The sequence below is a fragment of the Paractinoplanes tereljensis genome, assembly GCF_016862435.1.
In the GTDB taxonomy this organism is placed as follows: domain Bacteria; phylum Actinomycetota; class Actinomycetes; order Mycobacteriales; family Micromonosporaceae; genus Actinoplanes; species Actinoplanes tereljensis.
In genome coordinates this window covers 309,423-329,514 of the sequence record NZ_BOMY01000002.1, presented here as the reverse complement: position 1 = coordinate 329,514, position 20,092 = coordinate 309,423, and the positions used below count along the sequence as shown (strand labels likewise).

Sequence of the window (20,092 nt, the reverse complement as noted above, 5' to 3'; positions counted from 1 at the left end):
AGTACCTCTCAGATTCCGACGATGAGGGCGCCGCCGTTGGCGGCGATGGTCTGCCCGGTGACGAAGGACGCGGCGTCCGAGGCGAGGAAGGCCACCACGTCGGCGATCTCCTCGGGCCGGCCGAGCCGCCCGAGCGGCACGGCCGCGACCTCTTCCTCGTACCGGTCGTCCGGGACCATCCGGGTGGCGACCGCACCGGGCGCGACCGCGTTGACCAGCACGCCGTCCGCGACGAACTCCTTGGCCAGCGCTTTCATCAGGCCGAGCTGCCCGGCCTTGGAAACCATGTAGCCGTACGAGTGGCCGTCCGGCACCTGCCCCCACTGCGAGGAGATGAAGATGACCCGGCCCGCTTTGCTCTGCCGAAGCAGGGGAGCGGCGGCGCGGGTGAGCGCGAACGGCGCGGTGACGTTGACCGCGAGGTAGCGGTCGAGCGACTCCGGCGGGGTTTCGGCCAGGGTCCGCCAGTCGTGCATGAGGCCGGCGTTGTGCACCAGGATGTCCAGCCCGCCGAGGGCCGAGGCGAACGCCACCAGGTCGTCGGCGGCCGTCGGTGCGGTGATGTCGGCGATCACGTGCACGGCGCCGGACAGCGACGCGGCGACATCGGCGACCGACGAGTCCAGGTCGACCAGGATGGTTCGGCAGCCCAGCGCGGACAGCGCGGCCGCGTGCGCGGCGCCCATCCCGCGGCCCGCACCGGTGATCAGCGCGACCCGCCCGGTCAGATCGGGGACGCTCATGCGGTCGGGGCCGGGTGCGGCTCGGTGATGTAGAGCATGTTGCCGTCCGGGTCGAAGAACGGCCGGTAGCGGTACCAGGTCCCGTTCGGGTGCTTCCACTCGATCCGCTGGTCGACCCACTCGACCCGGCCGTCCAGCGCGGCCTCGGCCTCGTCCAGGTCGTCCACCTCGAACGCCATCGAGTCGTAGCCGGGCGCGTTGTCCGGGTTGACCGCGGTCCGGCGCGGCGCGTGCTCACCCACCTCGGACTTGAAGATGTACAGCGTCAGGTTCCCGAGGTCGATCGCCGCCCACTCCTCCTCGGCCGCGTACGGCAGGTGGAACGGCAGCCCGAGCAGCCCGTGGTAGAAGTCCACGAGCCGCCCGACGTCCTTGGTGAGGATGTCCATGTTGTCGATCCGCTTGAGCACGAGCGGCATGTCGATCTCCTTGGTGACAGAGCAGGGTCCACCGGGAAAGGCGGTGAGCGTTCCGCCGGCCACGTCGAGGACGACGGTGGCGAGCGTGCGGAAACGGGCCGAGGGCGGCAGGGTCTCGTCCGGGTGGCAGCAGAGCCCACCCCCGCCGAGCAGGTGACTGTCCATGGCCGACCGAACCGCGCCGACGGATGGATCGGATGTGCCGGCCAGGCGCCGGCGCAGCAGGTCGAGCCGGACGACGGTGTCCGGCCCGGTGATCAGCTCGGTGTCGCCGGCCGAGGCGGGCGACGACAGAAAGTGATTGGTGTGGGTGAGCAGCCCACCGGCATCGGGCAGGGCGTAGCCGATCTTCGCTGGATTGAGTTCGACGCTGACCGCCGCCGATTCGCCGTCCCGCGCCGCGACCAGCGTCAGCGACGACGAGGCCGAGACCGGGGCGCCGGCCAGCAGGACGAGGGCCTGGTTGAGGTCGGTGCAGCCGTCCAGCACGGCTCGGGACAGCACGTGTACGGGCGCGCCGATCGAATCGCCGTCGTCGATGTGGTGCAGGATGTTGAACAGCACGCCGAGGCCGGACGAGTTCACGCCGATCTTGCCGACGATGCCGAACTCGGTCAGCGTCGTGGTCAGCGAGCCGTCCGGGTGCGGGATCTCCCAGACGAACCACGAGTCGGCGAGCGCCTCGTACCAGTCCCAGGCCTGCACGGCCACCGGCCGCCCGTCGCCCAGGTGCACCACTGTGGAGCACTCACCGCGTACCCGCCGCTGTTGATGTGCCAGGATCTCGGTGCGTGCGTTGATCGCCGCGATCTCCCCGGCGGACCGGCCGGAGCCGGCGGCGATGCCGGCGACCTCGTCGGCGAGCGCCGGCGAGACCGCGGCTATCGCCGCGAGAGCGAGCCCGCCGAGCGGTTCCAGATCTTCCAAACCGAAGAGCTGCCGGTACGCGTCGACGCACCGGCCGATCTCCGACGCGAAGGTACGGCCGAGTTCCTCGCCCCGTTCATGCGGCGGAAGGACGCTGGATCTGAAGGTGACAGTCATGGGATCAGCTTGGGCCGGACGTGCGCGGCCACCTGGTCGAGGCGGGCGAACCAGACGTCGTCGCGGGCGGTCATCTCCGCCAGCAGCGCCTCCACCTCGGCCAGCCGGTACGGCCGGCCGATCACCTCGGGGTGCATGGTGTAGGTGGTGTGCCGCTGCTCGGCCAGCGCCGACGTGAACTCGGCCGACCAGCATTTTCGCAGCTCGGCGGGGTCGGCCACGTTGCCGCCCCCGTCGATGTTCCAGCCGAACCGCGGCCAGTCGTCAAGCGACCAGTGCACCGGCAGTTCGAGGATGCGGCGCCCGCCCCATTCCTCCAGGTACGGCCGGTCGTCGCCCATGCAGCTCGAGTCGTAGCCGAAGCCCCGGTCGAGCAGCAGGTCGAACGTCTCCGGCGTCAGTTCCCACGAGGTCGACCGGTAGCCGGTGACGTCGGTGGCGCCGGCCTTCGCGAGAGCGTCGAGCCCGCGGTCGATCTCCGCTTCCTGATCGGACGGCGTCGCCTTGTCGCTGCGCAGGTGCAGGTAGCCGTGGTGGGCCACCTCGTGCCCGTGCTCGAGCAGCGCCGGCACCAGCCCGGGGTGCTGCTCGGCGGTGTAACCGGGGACGAAGAACGTGCAGGGGATGCCGTACCGCTCGAACAGGGCGAGGATGCGCGGCGTCCCGCGGACCACCCCGTACCGTCCCTCGGAGAGGATGGTGAGCCGCCGGGCGTAGGAATCCCCCTCGCCGAGCCACCCTGCCTCGGCGTCGACATCGAAGGTGAACGAGACGGCGACCTTCTTACCGTCCGGCCAGTCCCAGCTCATTCCGCGACCTCGGCCAGAACCTTCTCGCGCCAGACGAAGCGCTCGCCGTCCTGGACGATCCGGCGGTACAGGTAGAGCAGCACCGACACCGACAGCACCAGGACCCCGATGATCAGTTCCTTGGTCCCGCCGTACCCGGTGATCTGCGCGGAGAGTGCCCCGACGACCAGCAGGACCGTGTCGAAGAGCGCGAGCACCGCGGCCACCGCGACCCACTGCTTGCCGAGCTTGATCGGACGCTCGGCGTCCGGCTGGTCGCGGCGCAGGTTGAGGAAGCCGGTCAGCGACAGGATGTGGCAGAGGATGTAACCGAGGATGCCGGCCACGATCACCGCCAGCGCCTCGCCGACGAACAGGATCAGGATCACGTTGACCACCAGGTCGAGCGACATCGCCCGGCCCGGCACCTTGAACCGGTTGAGCTCGCCCAGCTGCTTGACGGTGAGGCCCTCCAGGGCGCTGCCGTGCAGCACCCGGCCGCCGTCGGCGGTGGTCATCACCATCAGCAGCATCAGGCCGGCGATCAGGCAGATCGTCATGATCACGTCGCCGCCGGGGAACAGGCTCTGGAACGCGCCGAGGTAGAACGAGACCGGCTCCTCGGCCACCTTGGCCTGGTCGACCATGCCGCCGACGCCGAACGGGACGAGCAGGTAGACGGCGATCACGAAGACGCCGGCCAGCCGCAGCGCGATCCGCGAGTCGCGCACGGTGTCCCGGAACTCCGGCACGAAGCTGGCCACCGCCTCGATCCCGTAGACGCTCCAGGCCAGTACGAACATCCAGGCGATGGCGGTGCGCCAGCCGGGGAAGCCGGAGGCGGCGATGTCCCAGTGCAGGTTGCTCAGCGACCAGCTGTCGGCGAAGAGCGGAGCAAAGGCGAAGACCAAAATCGGGATCAGGACGAGTACGCCGGTGGCGTACATGATCCACATGGCCGGCCGCATGCCGAGCACGTTGAGCAGCCAGCCCAGCACCAGAACGCCGAGCGCGACCATGTGCGGGAAGCCGACCGTGGCCAGCCCGGTGGAGAACGTCCAGGTCTGCCCGGGGAACCACTCGGCCTGCACCAGGGTGCCGATCTGCAGGCCGTAGATGGCCAGCGAGCTGGACCAGGCGAACCAGTAACCGTAGGTGGCGATCGGCCCGACCAGCGTGGAGCGGGTGCGCCAGCCCTGGTTGGCGTACATCGAGATGCCGCCGACCTTGTCCTTGAACATGCCGGCGAGCTCGGAGTAGATGAAGTTCTGGAGGCAGGCGACGACGGCGACGATGCCGAGCAGGAACAGGGCGGTCCACGCGCCGATGTAACCGATCGCGTAGCCCATGCCGACGAACAGCGCGGCCGGGATGGACAGGCTGATGGTGAAGCCGTCCCACCAGCGCAGGGTCTTCTCGTAGGCGTGGTCAGTGGGTATCTCAGGCATGGCGGGACCTCCAGGTCGCTGCACGCTAGATCACTTAGGTTGCAGACACGCATTGCGCAGTTTTTGACGTTCGGGTCCGCGCTTTTCGTTGGATCGAGACGCTAACACCACGCAATGCGCGTCCGGAAGGGGTTCGGCTGCGCAAAGCGCAAGAGGCGAAGGGATTTACCGCGCGGAAACGCGGATCACTAGTCTTTGGCCATGGCCGAGCACACCCTTGACGAGCTGGACCGGGCGATCGTCCACGAGCTGGAGGAGGACGGCCGGCGGGCGCTGCGCGAGATCGCCCGCAACATCGGCTCGTCCGAGGCGACCGTGCGGGCCCGGGTCAAGCGCCTGCAGGACGCCAACATCCTGCGGATCGTCGCCTTCACCGACCCCGAGCAGCTCGGCAACACGCACCTCTCGCTGGTCTTCCTGACCGTCGACCCGGCGCGGCACTCCGCCGTGGTGGCCGCGCTGGTGGAGCTGCCGGAGATCACCTACATCTCCACCGTGCTCGGCCGCTTCGACCTCTGCGTCGAGGTGCTGACCACCGACAACGCCGCCCTGTGGGCCTTCCTCAACGAGAAGGTCGCCCGGATCGAGGGCGTCCGCAGCACCGAGACCACCCCGATCCTCAAGGTGCACAAGCTGCGCTACGCGACCCCGTCCTGATCCGGGAACCGGGTGAGCGCCGTGATCCGGTCGCCGCGGCCGCATCATGCACGGCCGCTTCCTGTTCGATCGGCTCCCGTTCCACCTGGCCCGCACGGCCTAGATCAACGCCTCCCGGGCGGTGGTCAGCGCCCGGCGCAGCTCGGCCGGATCCAGGTCGCGGATCATGCGGGCCTCCAGCTCGCGCACCGGCTCCGCGCACGCCGCCAGCAGTTCGCGGCCGGCCGCGGTGAGGTGCAGGAGCAGCTCGCGGCGGTTGGCCGGGTTGCGCCGGCGTTCGATCAGGCCGCGGGTTTCCAGCGCGCGGACCATGTCGGCCATCGACTGCGCGGTGACGAACGAGCCGCGGGCGAGCTGGGCGGCCGAGATTCCGTCGTGGCGTTCCAGCACGGTCAGCGCGGTGTACTGCAGGGCGGTGATGCCGGTTGGGCGGACCAGTTCCTCGAGGCGGGCGCGGACCGCGAGCTCCACCTGTTTGACGAGGTAGAGCAGGGACGGACCGGCATCGATCATGCCGTGAGGTTAGCCCATTGACAGGAAACCTGATGAACGACACAGTGTGATCATGTCCCGTGCGACGCTGCGCGACCGCCTGGTATCCCGCTTTCTCAAACTGCCCGGCGAGCCGGGGCCGTTCGGGGTCGACCGCGGGGTCCGCATCCCACTGAGCGACGGGGTGGTGCTCGCCGCCCACCACTACCGCCCGGCCGGAAGTCCGGTCGGTACGATCCTGGTCCGTGGCCCGTACGGCCTCGGCTTCCCGTTCGCCGAGCTGTACGCCCGGCCGTACGCGGCTCGCGGCTACCACGTGCTGTTCGTGTCGTGCCGCGGGACCGCGGGGTCGGGCGGCGACTTCGACCCGATGCGCACCGAGAAGGCCGACGGCCGCGAGGTGGTCGCCTGGCTGGTCGCGCAGCCCTGGTTCACCGGCACGTTCGCCACGATCGGGCCGTCCTACCTCGGCTATACCCAGTGGGCGCTGCTCGACGACCCGCCCGCCGAGCTGGCCGCCGCGGTGATCACCGTCGGACCGCACGACTTCGCCCGGCACGCCTGGGGCAACGGGGCGATGAACCTCGACCTCGTCGGGTGGAGCGACATGATGAACCGGCAGCCGCACACCGATGAGCAGCCTGGCCTGCTGCGCGGCCAGCTCGGGCAGATCCTTTCCGGTCCGGCCCGCAAACGCGCGCTGCAGTCGGTCTTCACCGATCTGCCGCTGGCCGACGCGGGGGAGCGGCACTACGCGGGCGGGGCACGCTGGTTCCGCGACCGGGTCACCCGGCCGGACATCGACGGCGACCCGTACTGGGCGCCGATGCGGCACGTGCCCGCCCTGGACGCGGTGCGGATCCCGATCCTGCTGCACTCCGGCTGGCAGGACCTGTTCCTCGCGCAGACCTACGACCAATACCGCCACCTGCGTGAACGTGGCCTCGACGTGGCGTTGACGGTCGGGCCGTGGACGCACCAGGAGGTGATCGGCAAGGCCGCGCCGATCCTCATCCCGGAGGCACTGGACTGGCTGGCCGCGAAACTCAACAAGCAAACCTTGGCCCGGCGTACGCCCGTACGCCTGCAAGTCACCGGGACCAGCGAATGGCGTGAGTTGGCCGCCTGGCCGCCACCCACCACCGACCTCGCTCTTCATCCGGCGCCCGGCGGCGGCCTCGGCGCTTCGGCGAAGGCCGGCGAGGCCGGCTTCACCTTCGACCCGGCCGATCCCACCCCGGCCGTCGGTGGGCCGCTGCTCGACAACGGCGGCGTGGTCGACGACGGCGCGCTGGCCGCCCGCGCCGACGTGCTCGCCTTCACCGGCGAGGCTCTGCCGGCCGCCATCGAGGTGCACGGCACGCCGGTGATCGAGCTCGCGCACCACACCGACAACCCGCACGCCGACCTGTTCGTCCGGGTCAGCGAGGTGGACGCGAACGGCCGCTCGCACAACGTCACCGAAGGCTATCGGCGCCTCGACCCGGCCCGCGACCAGGACGAACCGGTCCGGCTGACGTTGTTGCCGGTGGCCCACCGGTTCGCCGCCGGCTCCCGCATCCGGCTGCTGATCGCGGGCGGTTGCTATCCGCAGTTCACCCGCAACCTGGGCACCGACGAGAACCCCGGCACCGGCACGAAGCTCGTCCCGTCCCGGCACCGGATCACCCTGGGCCCGTCCCGCCTGCTGCTGCCGATCGGGGAGACCGTATGACCCTGGCCCTCGCATTCGTCGGCGACCTGCGGCCCCCGGCACGCCCCGGCGCCGCCGTCATCGAGATCTTCCGGGTGACGGCGGGCTGAGGTCGTCGCTCAGGCCTTCGCCTGCATGGTGGAGCGGGCCGGGTTGGCCTGCTTGGCGGCCTTCGGGTCCTTCTCGTTCTGCTTGGCCCGGACGCCGGCCTCGACCGCGGCGCCCAGGTCCTTGTCGACGTTGCTCCAGTACGCGAAGGCGCGCTGCAGGATCGGCTCGCTCACGCCGTTGAGCAGGTGGCCGACGATGTTGTCGGTCAGCCGGGAGCGGGCCGCGTCGTCGAGCACCTCGCGGACCATCGTGCCGGCCTGACCCCAGTCGTCGTCCTCGGCGTGCGGGGTGGCCGCGGAGCGCACCATGTCGCCGTCGGAATACCAGGTGCCGCCGTCGTCGGTCAGTGACGGGTCGGCCTTCGGGCCGCCGTAGGAGTTGGGCGCGTACACCGGGTCGGTGACATTTTTGACCCGCATCGCGCCGTCCTTCGAGTACGAATTGACCTCGACCTTCGGCGAGTTCACCGGGATCTGCCGGTAGTTGACGCCGAGCCGGGCCCGGTGCGCGTCCGAGTAACTGAACCCGCGGGCCAGCAGCATCTTGTCCGGCGACAGCCCGGTGCCGGGCACCGTGTTGTTCGGCTCGAACGCGGCCTGCTCCATCTCGGTGTGGTAATCGGTGACGTTCCGGTCCAGGACCAGCTTGCCGACCTCACGCAGCGGGTAGTCGGCGTGCGGCCACACCTTGGTCAGGTCGAACGGGTTGAAGCGGTAGGTTTTCGCTTCTTCGAACGGCATGATCTGCACGTGCAGCGTCCAGCTGGGTAGCTCACCGGCGGTGATGTGCTCGAACAGGTCCCGCTGGTGGTAATCGGTGTCGGCCGAGGCCATCTGGTCACCCTCGTCCTGGGTGAAGAACTCGATGCCCTGATCGGTCTTGAAGTGGTACTTCACCCAGAACCGCTCGCCGGCCGCGTTGATCCACATGTAGGTGTGGCTGCCGTACCCGTTCATGTGCCGCCACGTGCGCGGGATGCCCCGGTCGCCCATCAGCCAGGTCACCTGGTGCGCCGACTCGGGCGACAGGGTCCAGAAGTCCCACTGCATGTCGTGGTCGCGCAGGTTGTTGTCGGACCGGCGCTTCTGGGAGCGGATGAAGTGCTGGAACTTCATCGGGTCCTTGATGAAGAAGACCGGGGTGTTGTTGCCGACGATGTCCAGGTTGCCGTCGGCGGTGTACAGCTTCACGGCGAAGCCGCGCGGGTCCCGCCAGGTGTCCGGGCTGCCCCGCTCCCCGGCGACGGTGGAGAAACGTACCAGCGAATCGGTCTTGGTCCCGGTCTGGAAGACGGCGGCCCGGGTGTACGCGCTGACGTCCTGGGTCGCCTGGAAGTAGCCGAACGCGCCGCCGCCCTTGGCGTGCGGCTGCCGCTCGGGGATGCGTTCGCGGTTGAAGTTGGCCATCTGCTCGATCAGGTAGTGGTCCTGAAGGAGAATCGGGCCGTCCGGCCCGACCGTCAGCGAATGCTCGTCGCTGGCGATCGGAATCCCGGCGTCCGTGGTGGTGGGCCTGGTCACTTCGGCTCCTGACGCTCGGTAATGGTTAGCGGTCGTTCACCGGGTACCCGCGTTTCCTGGACTCACTCAAATTCCCGACAGGTGTCTTGCCCTGGGGATCAATGTCCGGTTCGGTAACGGTCATGCCGCCGTGGGCGTATCACGCCTTCATCTCCTACAGCCACGCCCGCGACCTACCTGTAGCCGCCGCCCTGCAACGAGACCTGCGCCGGTTCGCCGTTCCGTGGTTCCGGCATCGCACCGCCCCGCTCACCGACCGGCCCGGCCCGCCGCACCGCCCGCTGCGGATCTTCCGGGACGTCACCGACCTGTCCGCCGCGCCCGAGCTGTGGCCGACGATCGAGGCCGCGCTCGCCTCGGCCCGCTGGTTCGTGCTGATCGCCTCGCCCGGGTCGGCCGCCTCGGTCTGGGTGCGGCGCGAGATCGAGTGGTGGCTGGCCAACCGCGGCCCGGACCGGATGCTGATCGCGGTCACCGGCGGCCAGGTGGTCTGGGGTGACGGCGACTTCGACTGGGCGGCCACCGACGCGCTGCCACGGGAACCGCTGGCCGGCGTGTTCGAGCACGAGCCGCACTGGATCGACCTGCGCACCCTCCGCGAGGAGCTGGGTGACGCGGTGGCCGACTTCGCCGCCCCGATCCGCGGCGTCGCCAAGGACACCATCGTCGGCGACCACCTGCGGCAGCGCACCCGGGCCCGGTGGACGCTGCGCGGTGCGGTCGCCCTGCTCACCGCGGCGGTGCTGGCCACCACCACGGCCGCGGTGATCGCCACCCGGCAGCGGGCGATCGCCGTCGACCAGCGCAACACCGCGGTCGCCAACCAGCTGGTCGGCGAGTCCCAGGCGGTCCAGGACAGCCAGCCCGGCCTGGCCCGGCAGCTGCTCGCCGCCGCCTACCGGTTGAAGGCGACCCCGCAGGTGACCGGGGCTCTCGCGGCTGGGGCGGCGATCCCGCAGGAACTGCGGGTGGCCGCGGATCGGTTCGCCTTCCGGGCCGACGGGCGGGTGCTCGCCACCGTGGGTGCCACGCTGCGCCTGTACGACCCGGCCACCCTCGAACTGCTCGCCGAGAAACCGCTCGACGGCAAGCAGGTGAGCGCCGCCGTCTTCGGCCCGGCGCCCGGTCACCTGCTGGCCGTCGCCGACGGCACCGACGTGCTGCTCCTCGACGTCCGCGACCCGCGCGCCCCGATCGAGGCGGGCCGTCTGGTCGGCGGCGACGAGCTGATGCTGGCCGCCGCCTTCACCCCGGACGGGAAGCGGATCACCACGGCCGACCGCGGCGGCAACATCCAGGAGTGGAACATCGCCGACCCGGCCCTGCCGGTGTCGCTCGGCACCATGCCGTTCCGCAAGCGCTTCGCTCGCTACCAGCTCCAGCACCAGCCGGGCGGCAAGGTCGCCGCGATGGCTCCGATCCTGCTGCGGAAACCCACCCCGCCGATCAACGACGAGCTGGCCGCCAACATCTCGGTCAACCCGACCTTGCTGGTGCTGCTCGATGAGCGTGACCCGAGCCGGGTGCTGCCGTCGGCCGTGAAGGAGACCGACGCGATCTACACCTTCGCCTACGCCCCGGACGGTCGGCACCTGGTCACCGCGGGTCGGGGCGCGGTCCGGCTATGGACCGCGAGCGCCGGCGGCGCGCTGAGCGCGCCGGTGACCCTGCCGGTGGCCGATCCGGCGATCAGGGTGCGCCACATCGCCTACGGCCCGGGCGGCCGGATCGCCGCGGTCGGCGATGACGGCACGGTCTCGTGCTGGGACGTCTCCGGCAGCCAGCCCGTGCTCACCGCCCAGTTCCGGGCGACTCCCGCGGATGGGAAGTACGTCCTGGCCGATGAGCTGCCCAACGACGGGCCCGACGAAGACTGGTCCGCCGCGGAGGTGGAAAGCCCGTGGAATCCGCTCGACCTCGGCTTCAGCCCGGACGGCAGCCGCTTTGCCCTGCTCACGCCCGGCGGTAACGCCGAAGCGGAGACCGTGGCGCCGCCGAACACCCTGCGGATCTACAGCACGCTGGACACCCGGCAGCTCGGTGCCCGGTCGGTGCTGCCCGGCCGGGCGGTGGCCGGCCCGGACGGGACCCGGACCGTCACCGCCGACGAGAAGACCATCCGGCTGTGGGACACCACCGATCCGCTCAATCCGCGCGAACTCGGGTCCGTTGCCGCTCCGGACACCGTTCAGGGCGTCGCGTTCGCTCCCGACGGCCGAAGTCTCGCCGCCTACTTCGAGCAGGAGGTGTGGGCTTTCAGCGTGGATCCGGCCGGCCCGATGCGCGAGGTGGCTCGATGGCAGCTTGTCGACGGTCAGAAGAGCTGCCCGATGCCCGGCTACGAGAAGCTGGGGTGCCTGATCCAAGCCAGCGCGGTCACCTTCCTCGACCGCGGCACCGTCGCGGTCGGCGACCTGACCGGCCAGGTGTCGATCTTCGCGCTGGACCATCCGGACGGGGCTCTCGCCACCGTTCCGGTCACCGTCGGCTCGCTGAGCCACCTCGCACCGCTCGCGGCCGGCAACAGCCGGCTGCTGCTGGTCGCCGGCCAAGGCGGGCTCGTCGAGATCTGGGACTTCACCGATCCCGCCCACGCCGGTGAGCGAGGCCGGCTGCCCGGCGGCGACAGCCCGACCTGGGATGCGGCGGTCAGTCCGGACGGCCGCACGGTGGCCGTGGTCCGGCGGGACGGCACGGCGACCGTCTGGCGGGTCACCGGTGGCGGCACCAACATGCACCGGATCGCCGACCTCACCGACACCGGCTCCCTGACCGCGGTCGCCCTCACCCCGGCCGGCGATCGGGTCGCCGTGCTCGGCCGGGACCGCACCCTCGCCGTCTACCGGCTCGGCGACGACACCGCGACCGTCGAGCTGCTCCTGCCGGTCGATGCGTCCGCCGAGGCGACCGCGTCACTGTCCTTCGCCGGCGGTGTGCTGTCGCTGGCCACCGCTCATGGCACGACCGTCGTCTGGCAGCTGAATCCGGCGGCGAACGCCCGCGCGCTGTGCGTGGGCGCGGGACCGCCGATGACCGCGACGCAGTGGGCCCGGGTCGCCCCGGGCCTGCCGTTCCATCCACCGTGCACCTGACCCTGGGGAGGTCGTCATGCGCAGGACCGCCATCCTGTTCACCTTTGTTGTGCTGCTCGCCGGCTGTGGCAGTTCGGACAAGAAGGAGGAGAGCCGGGACACGCCGATCGGCGCGGCCGTCGCGTCCAGCGCGCCGCCGCTGCCGGTGATCACGACCAGCCCGCCGCCGGCCGACTTCACACCCAAGGTCTCGGACGCCGCGCTGCGGAACACGGCGATCGCCCCCGCCTCGGCGCTCGGCACCGACTGGAAGGGCCCGGCCCAGCTCAGCCAGGGCTTCCCGCGGATCGACAACTTCGTGCAGAACTGCAGCCAGGCGAGCGGGCTCAAGAAACGGCACGAGAGCCTGAAGCCGCGCAACGGCGCGTACGGCTTCTACAACAACGTGAGCCAGGACGTGTCGCTCAGCCAGCTCAGCACCGGGACCGGGGCCGACACGACCGCTCGCGCCACCGCGTTCCTGGCCTTCCTGCGGACGCTGCCGCAGGCCTGCCCGTCCGGGAAGGCACTCGGCAAGTACCCGTACAAACTGGCCGCCAAGGACGGTACGAACGGCGACGAGGAACTGCGGCTGCGGATGACGATCGCCCTCCCCGAGCCGTACGAGCCGCTGGTGATCGACCAGGGCTACGTGCGGCAGGGCGGCCTCGTGGTCACCTTCTACGGCGAATACACCCAGGTCGACGAATACCTGCCGGAGACCTTCAAATTCGCCGAGACCGCCCTGGCCGGCAAGGTCCCCGGCGTCTGAACACCTTTCAGAATCAGGGTCGCAAGAAACAAAACCTGTTTTGGTACGGGCGACACCGCAGACAACCGCAATTCCCCCCGACCGCCGCCACCGCGCGACCGGCGTGCAACACCGGCACGTGCCGCGTCTCTCGCGCAACCAGACACCCACCCCGAGGGCCTTGCTCTGCTTACCAATACGCGCTGAACAGCAGCGCGTATAGGTGAGCAGAGCAAACTGTCGAACGGGCTGGTGTTTGTCCTGGTCGGCGGCCCGGGGCGGGTCGGCGCCTGCCGGCGGGTCGGGTGGGGGTTGAGGTCTTGGGTCGGGACCGCCCGTGGCGGGCGCGCGGAGGGTGAGTTGCACCTACCGGGACTGAGTGGCACGGGAGCGGACCGGCGCGTACGGAAAGGGGATCTGTTCTTTTCCGGGCAGAAGCTGCCAGTTCTCCGGAAGCCGGCCCCTTGCGGGAGAGGGCAGTTTCCTGGGAAACAGGCGCGCGTCGATCGGTACGGCGAATGCGGAACGGCAGACCTCGAGCGCGAAAGGCGACTAGGCGGTGTAGCCGCCGGTGAGGCGCGTCTTCTTGCCGGCGGTGGCGGTCACCTCGTAGGAGTCGGCGGCCATCGACCGGGTGCCGGCCGAATGGTTGTACTGCGTCGCGAACGTGTAACTGCCCGGGGCGAGGGTCGCCCCGGCCTTCAGCGTGAACCGGTAGACGAAGGCGGACCCGGTGGTGCTCACCGACGAGGTGATCAGCTCGTTGGGCACCGACGTCCAGTGCCCGGTGTCGAGCAGGCCGGGGGTCCGGGCGATCCGCACGGTGACGTCGAGCTTCGTGATGGTGCCGGTGGTGTCGACCACGAGGTCGCTCTGTCCCCAGTTGTCGATCGAGTAGCGGTTGAGCGAGCCGGTCGCGGTGAGCAGGCGCGGCTTCTTCGGCGGTGCGGACGACGATGCCGACGCGGACGGTGCTGACGACGAGGGCGCCGGCGAGTAGGGCGCCGGCGAGGTGGGGACGGGCGGCGGCGACGCGGCTGCCTGCGGAGCCGGCGGCGGCACCGTCTGCTGCCCGGCCAGGTTTATCCCGGTCACGCCGGCGACCAGCAGCCCGGCCACGGCGACCGCGGCCGCCACCGGCCGCGCCACGTTCAGGATGCGCCGGGGACCCGGCTCGACCGGCCGAAAGAGGGACATCAGGCGGTTCGGCGCCGAACCGCGTCGTTGGTTGATCCGGTCGAGCATCGCGCCCCGATCGGGGGAGTGCCGGTCGGCCTCGTCATGCAGCACGCTGCGGAGGTCGCGGTCATCGGGCACGTGTTCCACCTCCTGTCGCTACCGGTAGGTCCTGCAGATATTCGCTGAGCTGGGCGGCACCCCGGGAGGTCTGGCTCTTGACCGCCCCCACCGAGATGCCGAGGATGTCGGCCACTTCCCGTTCCGGCACGTCGAACGCGTACCGCAGCACCACGCACTCGCGGCGCCGCTGCGGGAGCTGCCGCAGCGCCGCTCGCACGTCGAGCACCGCGTTGGTGTCGGTCTCGCCGGCCCGGCGCAGCAGGGTCAGGCCGCGCAGCCCGAGCCGCTCCCGGCTCTGCCTCTTGATCCAGTGCCGGGCCAGGTTGGCCAGGATGCCCCGGGCGTAGGCGAGTGGGCTGTCCGCCGCGGACACTCGCGGCCAGTGCCGCCACACCTCGACGAACGCGTCGGCGGCGAGATCGTCGGCGGCGCCGGTCTCGCCGGTCAAAAGATAGGCAAGCCGTGACAAATCCGCGTGATGAAGTTCGAAGAACCGCCGGAACGCGCTTTCCGATTCGCTCACGCGGTGCTTCCCATCTGCTTTCGATCAACCCTCTTTCGGTACGGGGTTCAGCTGCGCAAAGTTCGACCGGGGTGCCGCCTGGCCGGTCAGCTCGTGGGAAACCGGCCGGCCAGGCGGAGTCCATCTATCGGGGGACGACAGGACTCAGCCGTACAGTGGCCGCCGCGCCGGGAAAGGTTGCTCGCTCCTCGCGGAATTTTCCGGCCGGATAGCATTCTCAACGGCCCGCTTCCAATCTAAGGAGAACCACCGTGTCCGCCGCTCCTCTTGTCGTCCCGGCCGGGACCACGGCCTCCGACGCGGTGGCCAAGGCCGGCCTCCCCACGTCCGGCCCCAAGGCCGTCGTGGTGGTGCGCGACGCCGCCGGCCGCCTGCGTGACCTCGACTGGGCGCCGGAGCTGGACACCGACGTCTCGCCGGTGGCGATCGACGAGCCGGACGGCCTCAACGTCCTCCGGCACTCCGCCGCCCACGTGCTGGCCCAGGCCGTGCAGGACGTCTTCCCCGAGGCGAAACTGGGCATCGGCCCGCCGATCGAGAACGGTTTCTACTACGACTTCGACGTCGAGAAGCCGTTCCAGCCGGAAGACCTGACCAAGCTCGAGAAGCGCATGCAGGAGATCGTGAAGGCGGGCCAGACGTTCCGCCGCCGCGAATACAAGTCGCTCGACGAGGCCAAGGTCGAGCTGGCGAGCGAGCCCTTCAAGCTGGAGCTGGTCGACCTCAAGGGCGACGTGGACGCCAACGAGGTGATGGAGGTCGGCCACGGCGAGCTGACCCATTACGACAACATCGACAAGGACGGCAAGCGCGTCTGGGGCGACCTGTGCCGCGGCCCGCACCTCCCGTCGACCCGCTTCATCCCGGCGTTCAAGCTGATGCGCTCGGCCGCCGCCTACTGGCGTGGCAGCGAGAAGAACCCGCAGCTCCAGCGCATCTACGGGACGGCGTGGCCGTCCCGGGACGACCTGAAGGCGTACCTCAACCGGCTGGCCGAGGCCGAGCGCCGCGACCACCGCAAGCTCGGCGCCGAGCTCGACCTGTTCTCCTTCCCGGACGAGATCGGGTCGGGTCTCGTGGTCTTCCACCCGAAGGGTGGAGTGATCAAGCGGGAGATGGAGGACTACGTCCGGGCCCGGCACATCGAAGAGGGCTTCCAGTACGTCGGTTCGCCGCACATCACCAAGGAGGGGCTGTTCCACACCTCCGGGCACCTGCCGTACTACAAGGACACCATGTTCCCCCCGATGCAGCTGGAGGGGGCGGATTACTACCTCAAGGCCATGAACTGCCCGATGCACAACCTGATCTTCAAGGCGCGTGGGCGGTCCTACCGTGAGCTGCCGCTGCGGTTCTTCGAGTTCGGCTCGGTCTACCGCTACGAGAAGTCCGGCGTGGTGCACGGCCTCACCCGGGTGCGCGGCCTGACCCAGGACGACTCGCACTCCTACGTCACCGCCGACCAGGCGGCCGACGAGATCAAGCACCTGCTCAACTTCGTGCGTTCGCTGCTGGACGACTTCGGCCTGGACGACTACTACCTCGAGCTTTCCACCCGAGACCCCAAGAGCGACAAATTCATCGGTACGGACGAGCAGTGGGCGGTCGCGACAAAGGTGCTGGAGGACGCCTGCATCGAGTCCGGCCTGCAGCTGGTGCCCGATCCCGGTGGCGCGGCGTTCTACGGCCCGAAGGTGTCGGTGCAGGTCAAGGACGCGATCGGCCGCACCTGGCAGATGTCGACCATTCAGTACGACTTCAACCAGCCGGCCCGCTTCGGCCTCGAGTACCAGGCTTCCGACGGCACCCGCCAGGAACCGGTGATGATCCACTCGGCGAAGTTCGGCTCGATCGAGCGCTTCTTCGGCGTGCTTGTCGAGCACTACGCGGGCGCGTTCCCGGCCTGGCTGGCGCCCATCCAGGTGGTCGGCATCCCGATCCGCGACGACCACGCTTCGTATTTGGAAGAGTTCGTCGGCAAGCTGCGCAAGGAAGGCATCCGGGCCGAGGTCGACTTCTCCGACGACCGCATGCAGAAGAAGATCCGCACCGCCCAGCAGCAGAAGATCCCGTTCATGGCCATCGCCGGCGACGACGACGTGGCGGCCGGCACGGTCTCCTTCCGCTACCGCGACGGTTCCCAGCGCAACGGCGTCTCGATCGACGAGGCCGTGGCCCACGTGGTCGAGGTGGTCCGCTCCCGTATCAATGTGGGGCCGTCCGCCGCCTGATATATGGACGTCGATGCCCGGCGGTGGCAGGGTGATCAATATGCGCAGATTGATCGCCATCGCTGCCGCCGGCCTCGTCCTGTTCAGCGGAGGCCCAGCGTTCGCCGCTCCGCCGGCTGAGTTCGGCTCCGACTGGGACGACCCGCGCACGGCCGCGCCACCGATCGCGGTGCCGCCCGGAAAATCCTGCTCGACGACCATCGTCGACCACGCGTTCGCCGGCTACGACACGTACGTCAGCGACTTCACCCCGCCGGCCGCCTGCCGCGGCCCCTGGGCCAAGGTGGTCCTGCGCCTGGACGGCAACGTCAAGGGCCGCCAGTACGACCGGCTGGGCTGGCTGACCATCGGCGGGGTCATGATCTTCAAGACCTCGACCCCCGAGCCGTCCCCGGACGGCATAGCGTGGTCGGTGGAGAAGGACGTCACGCAGTACGCCGCGCTGCTGCGCGCACCGCACCCGGTGAACATGTACCTGGGCAACACGGTCGACGACACGTACACCGGCGTGCTGAACGTCAAGGTCTCGCTCACGTTCTATGCCGGCTCCGCGACCGGCCCGGACGACGTGCTCCCGCTGGCCGACCAGGGCCGTGACGGCCCCGACCTGACCGGCACGGTCCGGGTGGCCCCGAACACGTCCAAACTGCTGGCCGAGGTCTACGCGACCGGTTCCGGCGGCGGTTGCGAGGAATTCTGGTACCTGACCGCACCCACCTCGACCGGCTATTCGTGCCCGGCCGATCCCGGCCCGTACCGCGAGGTGCAGGTGCTGCTGGACGGCCGGGTGGCCGGCATCGCCGCGCCGTTCCCGCACGTCTACACCGGCGGCTGGTCGAACCCCTTCCTCTGGTACGTCGTCCCGGCCCCGAGAGCCTTCGACATCCGCCCGATCAGCTACGACCTGACTCCGTACCTGGGCCGGCTGACCGACGGCGCCGCCCACCGGGTGTCGGTGCGGGTGGTCGGCGTGCCGGCCGGGCAGTCGGGCTGGGACACCCCGGTCAACTTCCTCGGCTGGCGTGACCGCGGTGTCGCCCGGGTCACCGGCGGACTTCTCCATGACCACCTCGGGGCTCTCGCCGACGAGGTGACCGCCACGACCGGGCGGGTCGACACCCACGGCGGCCACACCTTCACCGCGACCGGCTATCTGCGCACCTCGCACGGTGTGGTGACGTCGACCGTCACCCAGCGCGTCGGCAACGACAGCACGCACACGTGGGGCGAGGGCGAGAACCCGGACGCGCTGAACGCGACCTGGACCGACGAGGCGACCAGCGTGACCGGCGGCAAGGTCACCCGGCTGGCCCAGCGGTTCACCCTCGACGGGGCGGTCACCATCGACGCGAACGACCGGCTCGCCACCACGATGCGGATGACCGACGCCCGGGGCCCGGTGACCGACACTTTCACCGGCGAGGCGAGCTGGCTGCTGAACGTGCCGCGCGACCAGCGTCACGCGACCGCCACCACGCAGGAGCGCTACCGGATCGCCGGCCGCTACGACCGGACGATCCGCACCGTCAACGGCACGGTGCTCTAGGCGGGCACGGCCGCCGGTTCGCCGGCGGCCGGCCGCCGCTCGACCCGGGAGATGCGCAGCCACACCACGAAGCCCCAGATCACGAACGCGGCGTAGACGGCGTAGAGGATCGCCGACGGGTAGTAACCGAAGTGCAGCAACTCGGGCACCCCGACCAGGTCGACGGCGATCCAGGCCAGCCAGAACTCCACCCAGCCGCGGGCCATCGCGTAGGTCGCCAGCATCGAGCCCACGAAGATCCACGAGTCGGCCAGGTAGTACCACCACGGCACCGGGAAGCCGGCGCCGACGGCGCGGAAGACGAAGAAGCAGACCACCACGGCGACCAGGGCCAGCGGGATGAAAAACGCCCGCTGCCGGGGCGTGGCCCAGTGCGGCGAAACGGCGACCCCATGGGTACGCGCCCGATTGCGCCGCCAGGCCCACCACCCGTACACGCTGGTGATGATGAAGAACACCTGCCGCGACGCCTGCCCGTACAGCGGGGTGCCCTGATCGTTTCCGATCGCCTGACCCATGAAGACGGTGAACAGCAGCACGTTCCCGACGATGCCGACCGGCCAGGCCCACGCGTTGCGGCGCAGCCCGAACAACGCCGACCCCAGCCCGAACGCGTTGCCGACGATCTCCCGGTAGTAGATCGCCTGATCCGCGGTCACCTGCCACTTGGCGTTGTAGAACGAGGTCAGCAGATGATCGATCCAGGTCACGGCCCATCGTATGGCGATCGCCCTGGTGGGGCATAGTGTGACGGTGAACGCGCCGTCCTGCCCCACCGACACCCGGCTCTACGCCAAGGGCCGTCTGGTAGCCGAGGGCTTCCCCGCCGACCAGGCCCCGGGCCTGCTGACCGAGCACCCCGACGCGGTCCTGTGGCTGGACCTCTATCGCCCCGGCCCGGAAGACCTGGCGGTGGTCGCGGAGGAATTCCACCTGCACCCCCTCGCCGTCGAGGACGCCACCCAGGAGCACGAGCGCCCCAAGCTCGATCGCTACCCCGAGCACCTGTTCCTCAACGTCTACGGGGTGGACGTCTCCACCAAGCCGGAAACCCCGCCGTTCGGCAAGACCGAGATCAGCGCCTTCGTCACCGAACGAGCATTGATCACCGTGCGCAAGGGCCCGTCCGACACCCAGAAGTTCGTCGACCGCTGGGACTCGGACGCCGAGCTGGCCGACTCCGGCGGCGTCTCCTTCCTGCTCTACGGCCTGCTCGACGTCGTCGTGGACGGGCACGTCGACGCCGCCCAGCAACTCGACGAGGCGATGGACAAGGTCGAGGACGCCCTGCTGGAGGAGGGCGGCGCGCCCCGGGCGGTGCGGATGCACGGGATGCGGCTGCGTAAGACGGTGGCGGCGCTGCGCCGGGCGGTCACCCCGATGCCGGAGGTGATCGCCGAGGCGATGCGCAAGGACCTCGGCCTGGTCGACGAGAAGTTGCAGCCCTACTTCCGGGACGTCGAGGACCACGCCCGGCACGCCGGCGACCAGATCGAGCACCTGCGCGACCGGATCGAGGGGCTGCTCCAGGCCGACCTGGCCGAGCAGGGCAACGTGCTCAACGACATCACCCGCAAGCTGGCCGCCTGGGCCGCGGTCATCACCGTGCCGACCGCCCTCACCGGCTATTTCGGACAGAACCTGCCCTATCCCGGGTATCAGCAGACCTGGGGTTACATCCAGAGCATGATCCTGCTGGTCGTGGTGGCCGGCGGCCTTTACTGGTACCTGAAGCGGCGAGGCTGGCTGTAACCTG

General features: G+C 69.9%; 16 protein-coding genes. 7 read left to right on the top strand and 9 right to left on the bottom strand.

Annotation, left to right across the window (positions count from 1 at the left end):
* Positions 1-8: 8 nt before the first annotated feature.
* Genes Ate02nite_RS02780 through Ate02nite_RS02765 form a run of 4 tightly spaced genes read right to left on the bottom strand, consistent with a single transcriptional unit; the run spans position 9 to position 4,442 of the window.
* Complete coding sequence (locus Ate02nite_RS02780) at positions 9-743, bottom strand: SDR family NAD(P)-dependent oxidoreductase (RefSeq protein WP_203798304.1); 735 nt, start codon at positions 741-743, stop codon at positions 9-11.
* Positions 740-2,206, bottom strand: coding sequence for a C45 family autoproteolytic acyltransferase/hydrolase (locus Ate02nite_RS02775; RefSeq protein WP_203798302.1), 1,467 nt, complete (start codon positions 2,204-2,206; stop codon positions 740-742). Before Ate02nite_RS02775 ends, Ate02nite_RS02780 begins: the two co-directional genes overlap by 4 nt.
* Positions 2,203-3,015 (bottom strand): polysaccharide deacetylase family protein, encoded by an 813-nt coding sequence (locus Ate02nite_RS02770; protein ID WP_203798300.1) that lies wholly within the window; start codon positions 3,013-3,015, stop codon positions 2,203-2,205. The genes Ate02nite_RS02775 and Ate02nite_RS02770 overlap by 4 nt, the downstream gene beginning before the upstream one ends.
* Positions 3,012-4,442, bottom strand: coding sequence for an APC family permease (locus Ate02nite_RS02765; protein WP_203798299.1), 1,431 nt, complete (start codon positions 4,440-4,442; stop codon positions 3,012-3,014). The genes Ate02nite_RS02770 and Ate02nite_RS02765 overlap by 4 nt, the downstream gene beginning before the upstream one ends.
* Before the next feature lie 201 nt (positions 4,443-4,643).
* Here Ate02nite_RS02765 and Ate02nite_RS02760 point away from each other — a divergent pair, with 201 nt between their 5' ends.
* A complete protein-coding gene (locus tag Ate02nite_RS02760) occupies positions 4,644-5,099 on the top strand; it encodes an Lrp/AsnC family transcriptional regulator (protein WP_203798297.1) in 456 nt (151 codons plus the stop codon).
* A gap of 99 nt (positions 5,100-5,198) precedes the next feature.
* On the opposite strand, the gene Ate02nite_RS02755 is transcribed toward Ate02nite_RS02760, so the two are convergent.
* A complete protein-coding gene (locus Ate02nite_RS02755; RefSeq protein WP_203798295.1) occupies positions 5,199-5,612 on the bottom strand; it encodes a MarR family winged helix-turn-helix transcriptional regulator in 414 nt (137 codons plus the stop codon).
* 52 nt (positions 5,613-5,664) lie between these two features.
* On the opposite strand from Ate02nite_RS02755, the gene Ate02nite_RS02750 reads away from it, so the two are divergent.
* A complete protein-coding gene (locus Ate02nite_RS02750) occupies positions 5,665-7,305 on the top strand; it encodes a CocE/NonD family hydrolase (protein WP_203798293.1) in 1,641 nt (546 codons plus the stop codon).
* Between the two features lie 98 nt (positions 7,306-7,403).
* Here Ate02nite_RS02750 and Ate02nite_RS02745 read toward each other — a convergent pair whose 3' ends face one another.
* A complete protein-coding gene (locus Ate02nite_RS02745) occupies positions 7,404-8,915 on the bottom strand; it encodes a catalase (RefSeq protein WP_203798291.1) in 1,512 nt (503 codons plus the stop codon).
* 122 nt (positions 8,916-9,037) lie between these two features.
* On the opposite strand from Ate02nite_RS02745, the gene Ate02nite_RS02740 reads away from it, so the two are divergent.
* Both Ate02nite_RS02740 and Ate02nite_RS02735 read left to right on the top strand, forming a co-directional pair.
* Positions 9,038-12,007 (top strand): toll/interleukin-1 receptor domain-containing protein, encoded by a 2,970-nt coding sequence (locus Ate02nite_RS02740; protein WP_203798289.1) that lies wholly within the window; start codon positions 9,038-9,040, stop codon positions 12,005-12,007.
* Between the two features lie 16 nt (positions 12,008-12,023).
* Entirely contained in the window at positions 12,024-12,758 is a 735-nt protein-coding gene (locus Ate02nite_RS02735) for a hypothetical protein (protein ID WP_203798287.1), read from the top strand.
* Positions 12,759-13,289: 531 nt separating this feature from the next.
* Here Ate02nite_RS02735 and Ate02nite_RS02730 read toward each other — a convergent pair.
* Together Ate02nite_RS02730 and Ate02nite_RS02725 are read right to left on the bottom strand one after the other, a co-directional pair.
* The gene (locus Ate02nite_RS02730) at positions 13,290-14,054 is read right to left on the bottom strand and encodes a hypothetical protein (protein WP_203798285.1); all 765 of its coding nucleotides are present in this window, start codon (positions 14,052-14,054) and stop codon (positions 13,290-13,292) included.
* Positions 14,044-14,559, bottom strand: a complete 516-nt coding sequence (locus tag Ate02nite_RS02725) for a SigE family RNA polymerase sigma factor (protein WP_203798283.1) — start codon at positions 14,557-14,559, stop codon at positions 14,044-14,046. Before Ate02nite_RS02725 ends, Ate02nite_RS02730 begins: the two co-directional genes overlap by 11 nt.
* A gap of 251 nt (positions 14,560-14,810) precedes the next feature.
* On the opposite strand from Ate02nite_RS02725, the gene thrS reads away from it, so the two are divergent.
* On the top strand, positions 14,811-16,790 hold the full coding sequence (thrS, locus tag Ate02nite_RS02720; RefSeq protein WP_203798281.1) for a threonine--tRNA ligase: 1,980 nt from the start codon (positions 14,811-14,813) through the stop codon (positions 16,788-16,790).
* A 40-nt stretch (positions 16,791-16,830) separates the two neighbouring features.
* Positions 16,831-18,336, top strand: a complete 1,506-nt coding sequence (locus tag Ate02nite_RS02715) for a peptide-N4-asparagine amidase (protein ID WP_203798279.1) — start codon at positions 16,831-16,833, stop codon at positions 18,334-18,336.
* On the opposite strand, the gene Ate02nite_RS02710 is transcribed toward Ate02nite_RS02715, so the two are convergent.
* Positions 18,333-19,046, bottom strand: coding sequence for a nicotinamide mononucleotide transporter family protein (locus tag Ate02nite_RS02710; protein ID WP_203798277.1), 714 nt, complete (start codon positions 19,044-19,046; stop codon positions 18,333-18,335). The genes Ate02nite_RS02715 and Ate02nite_RS02710 overlap by 4 nt on opposite strands.
* A 43-nt stretch (positions 19,047-19,089) precedes the next feature.
* Between Ate02nite_RS02710 and Ate02nite_RS02705 the strand changes: the two genes are divergently transcribed.
* On the top strand, positions 19,090-20,088 hold the full coding sequence (locus Ate02nite_RS02705) for a magnesium transporter CorA family protein (protein ID WP_239147069.1): 999 nt from the start codon (positions 19,090-19,092) through the stop codon (positions 20,086-20,088).
* Positions 20,089-20,092: the final 4 nt, after the last annotated feature.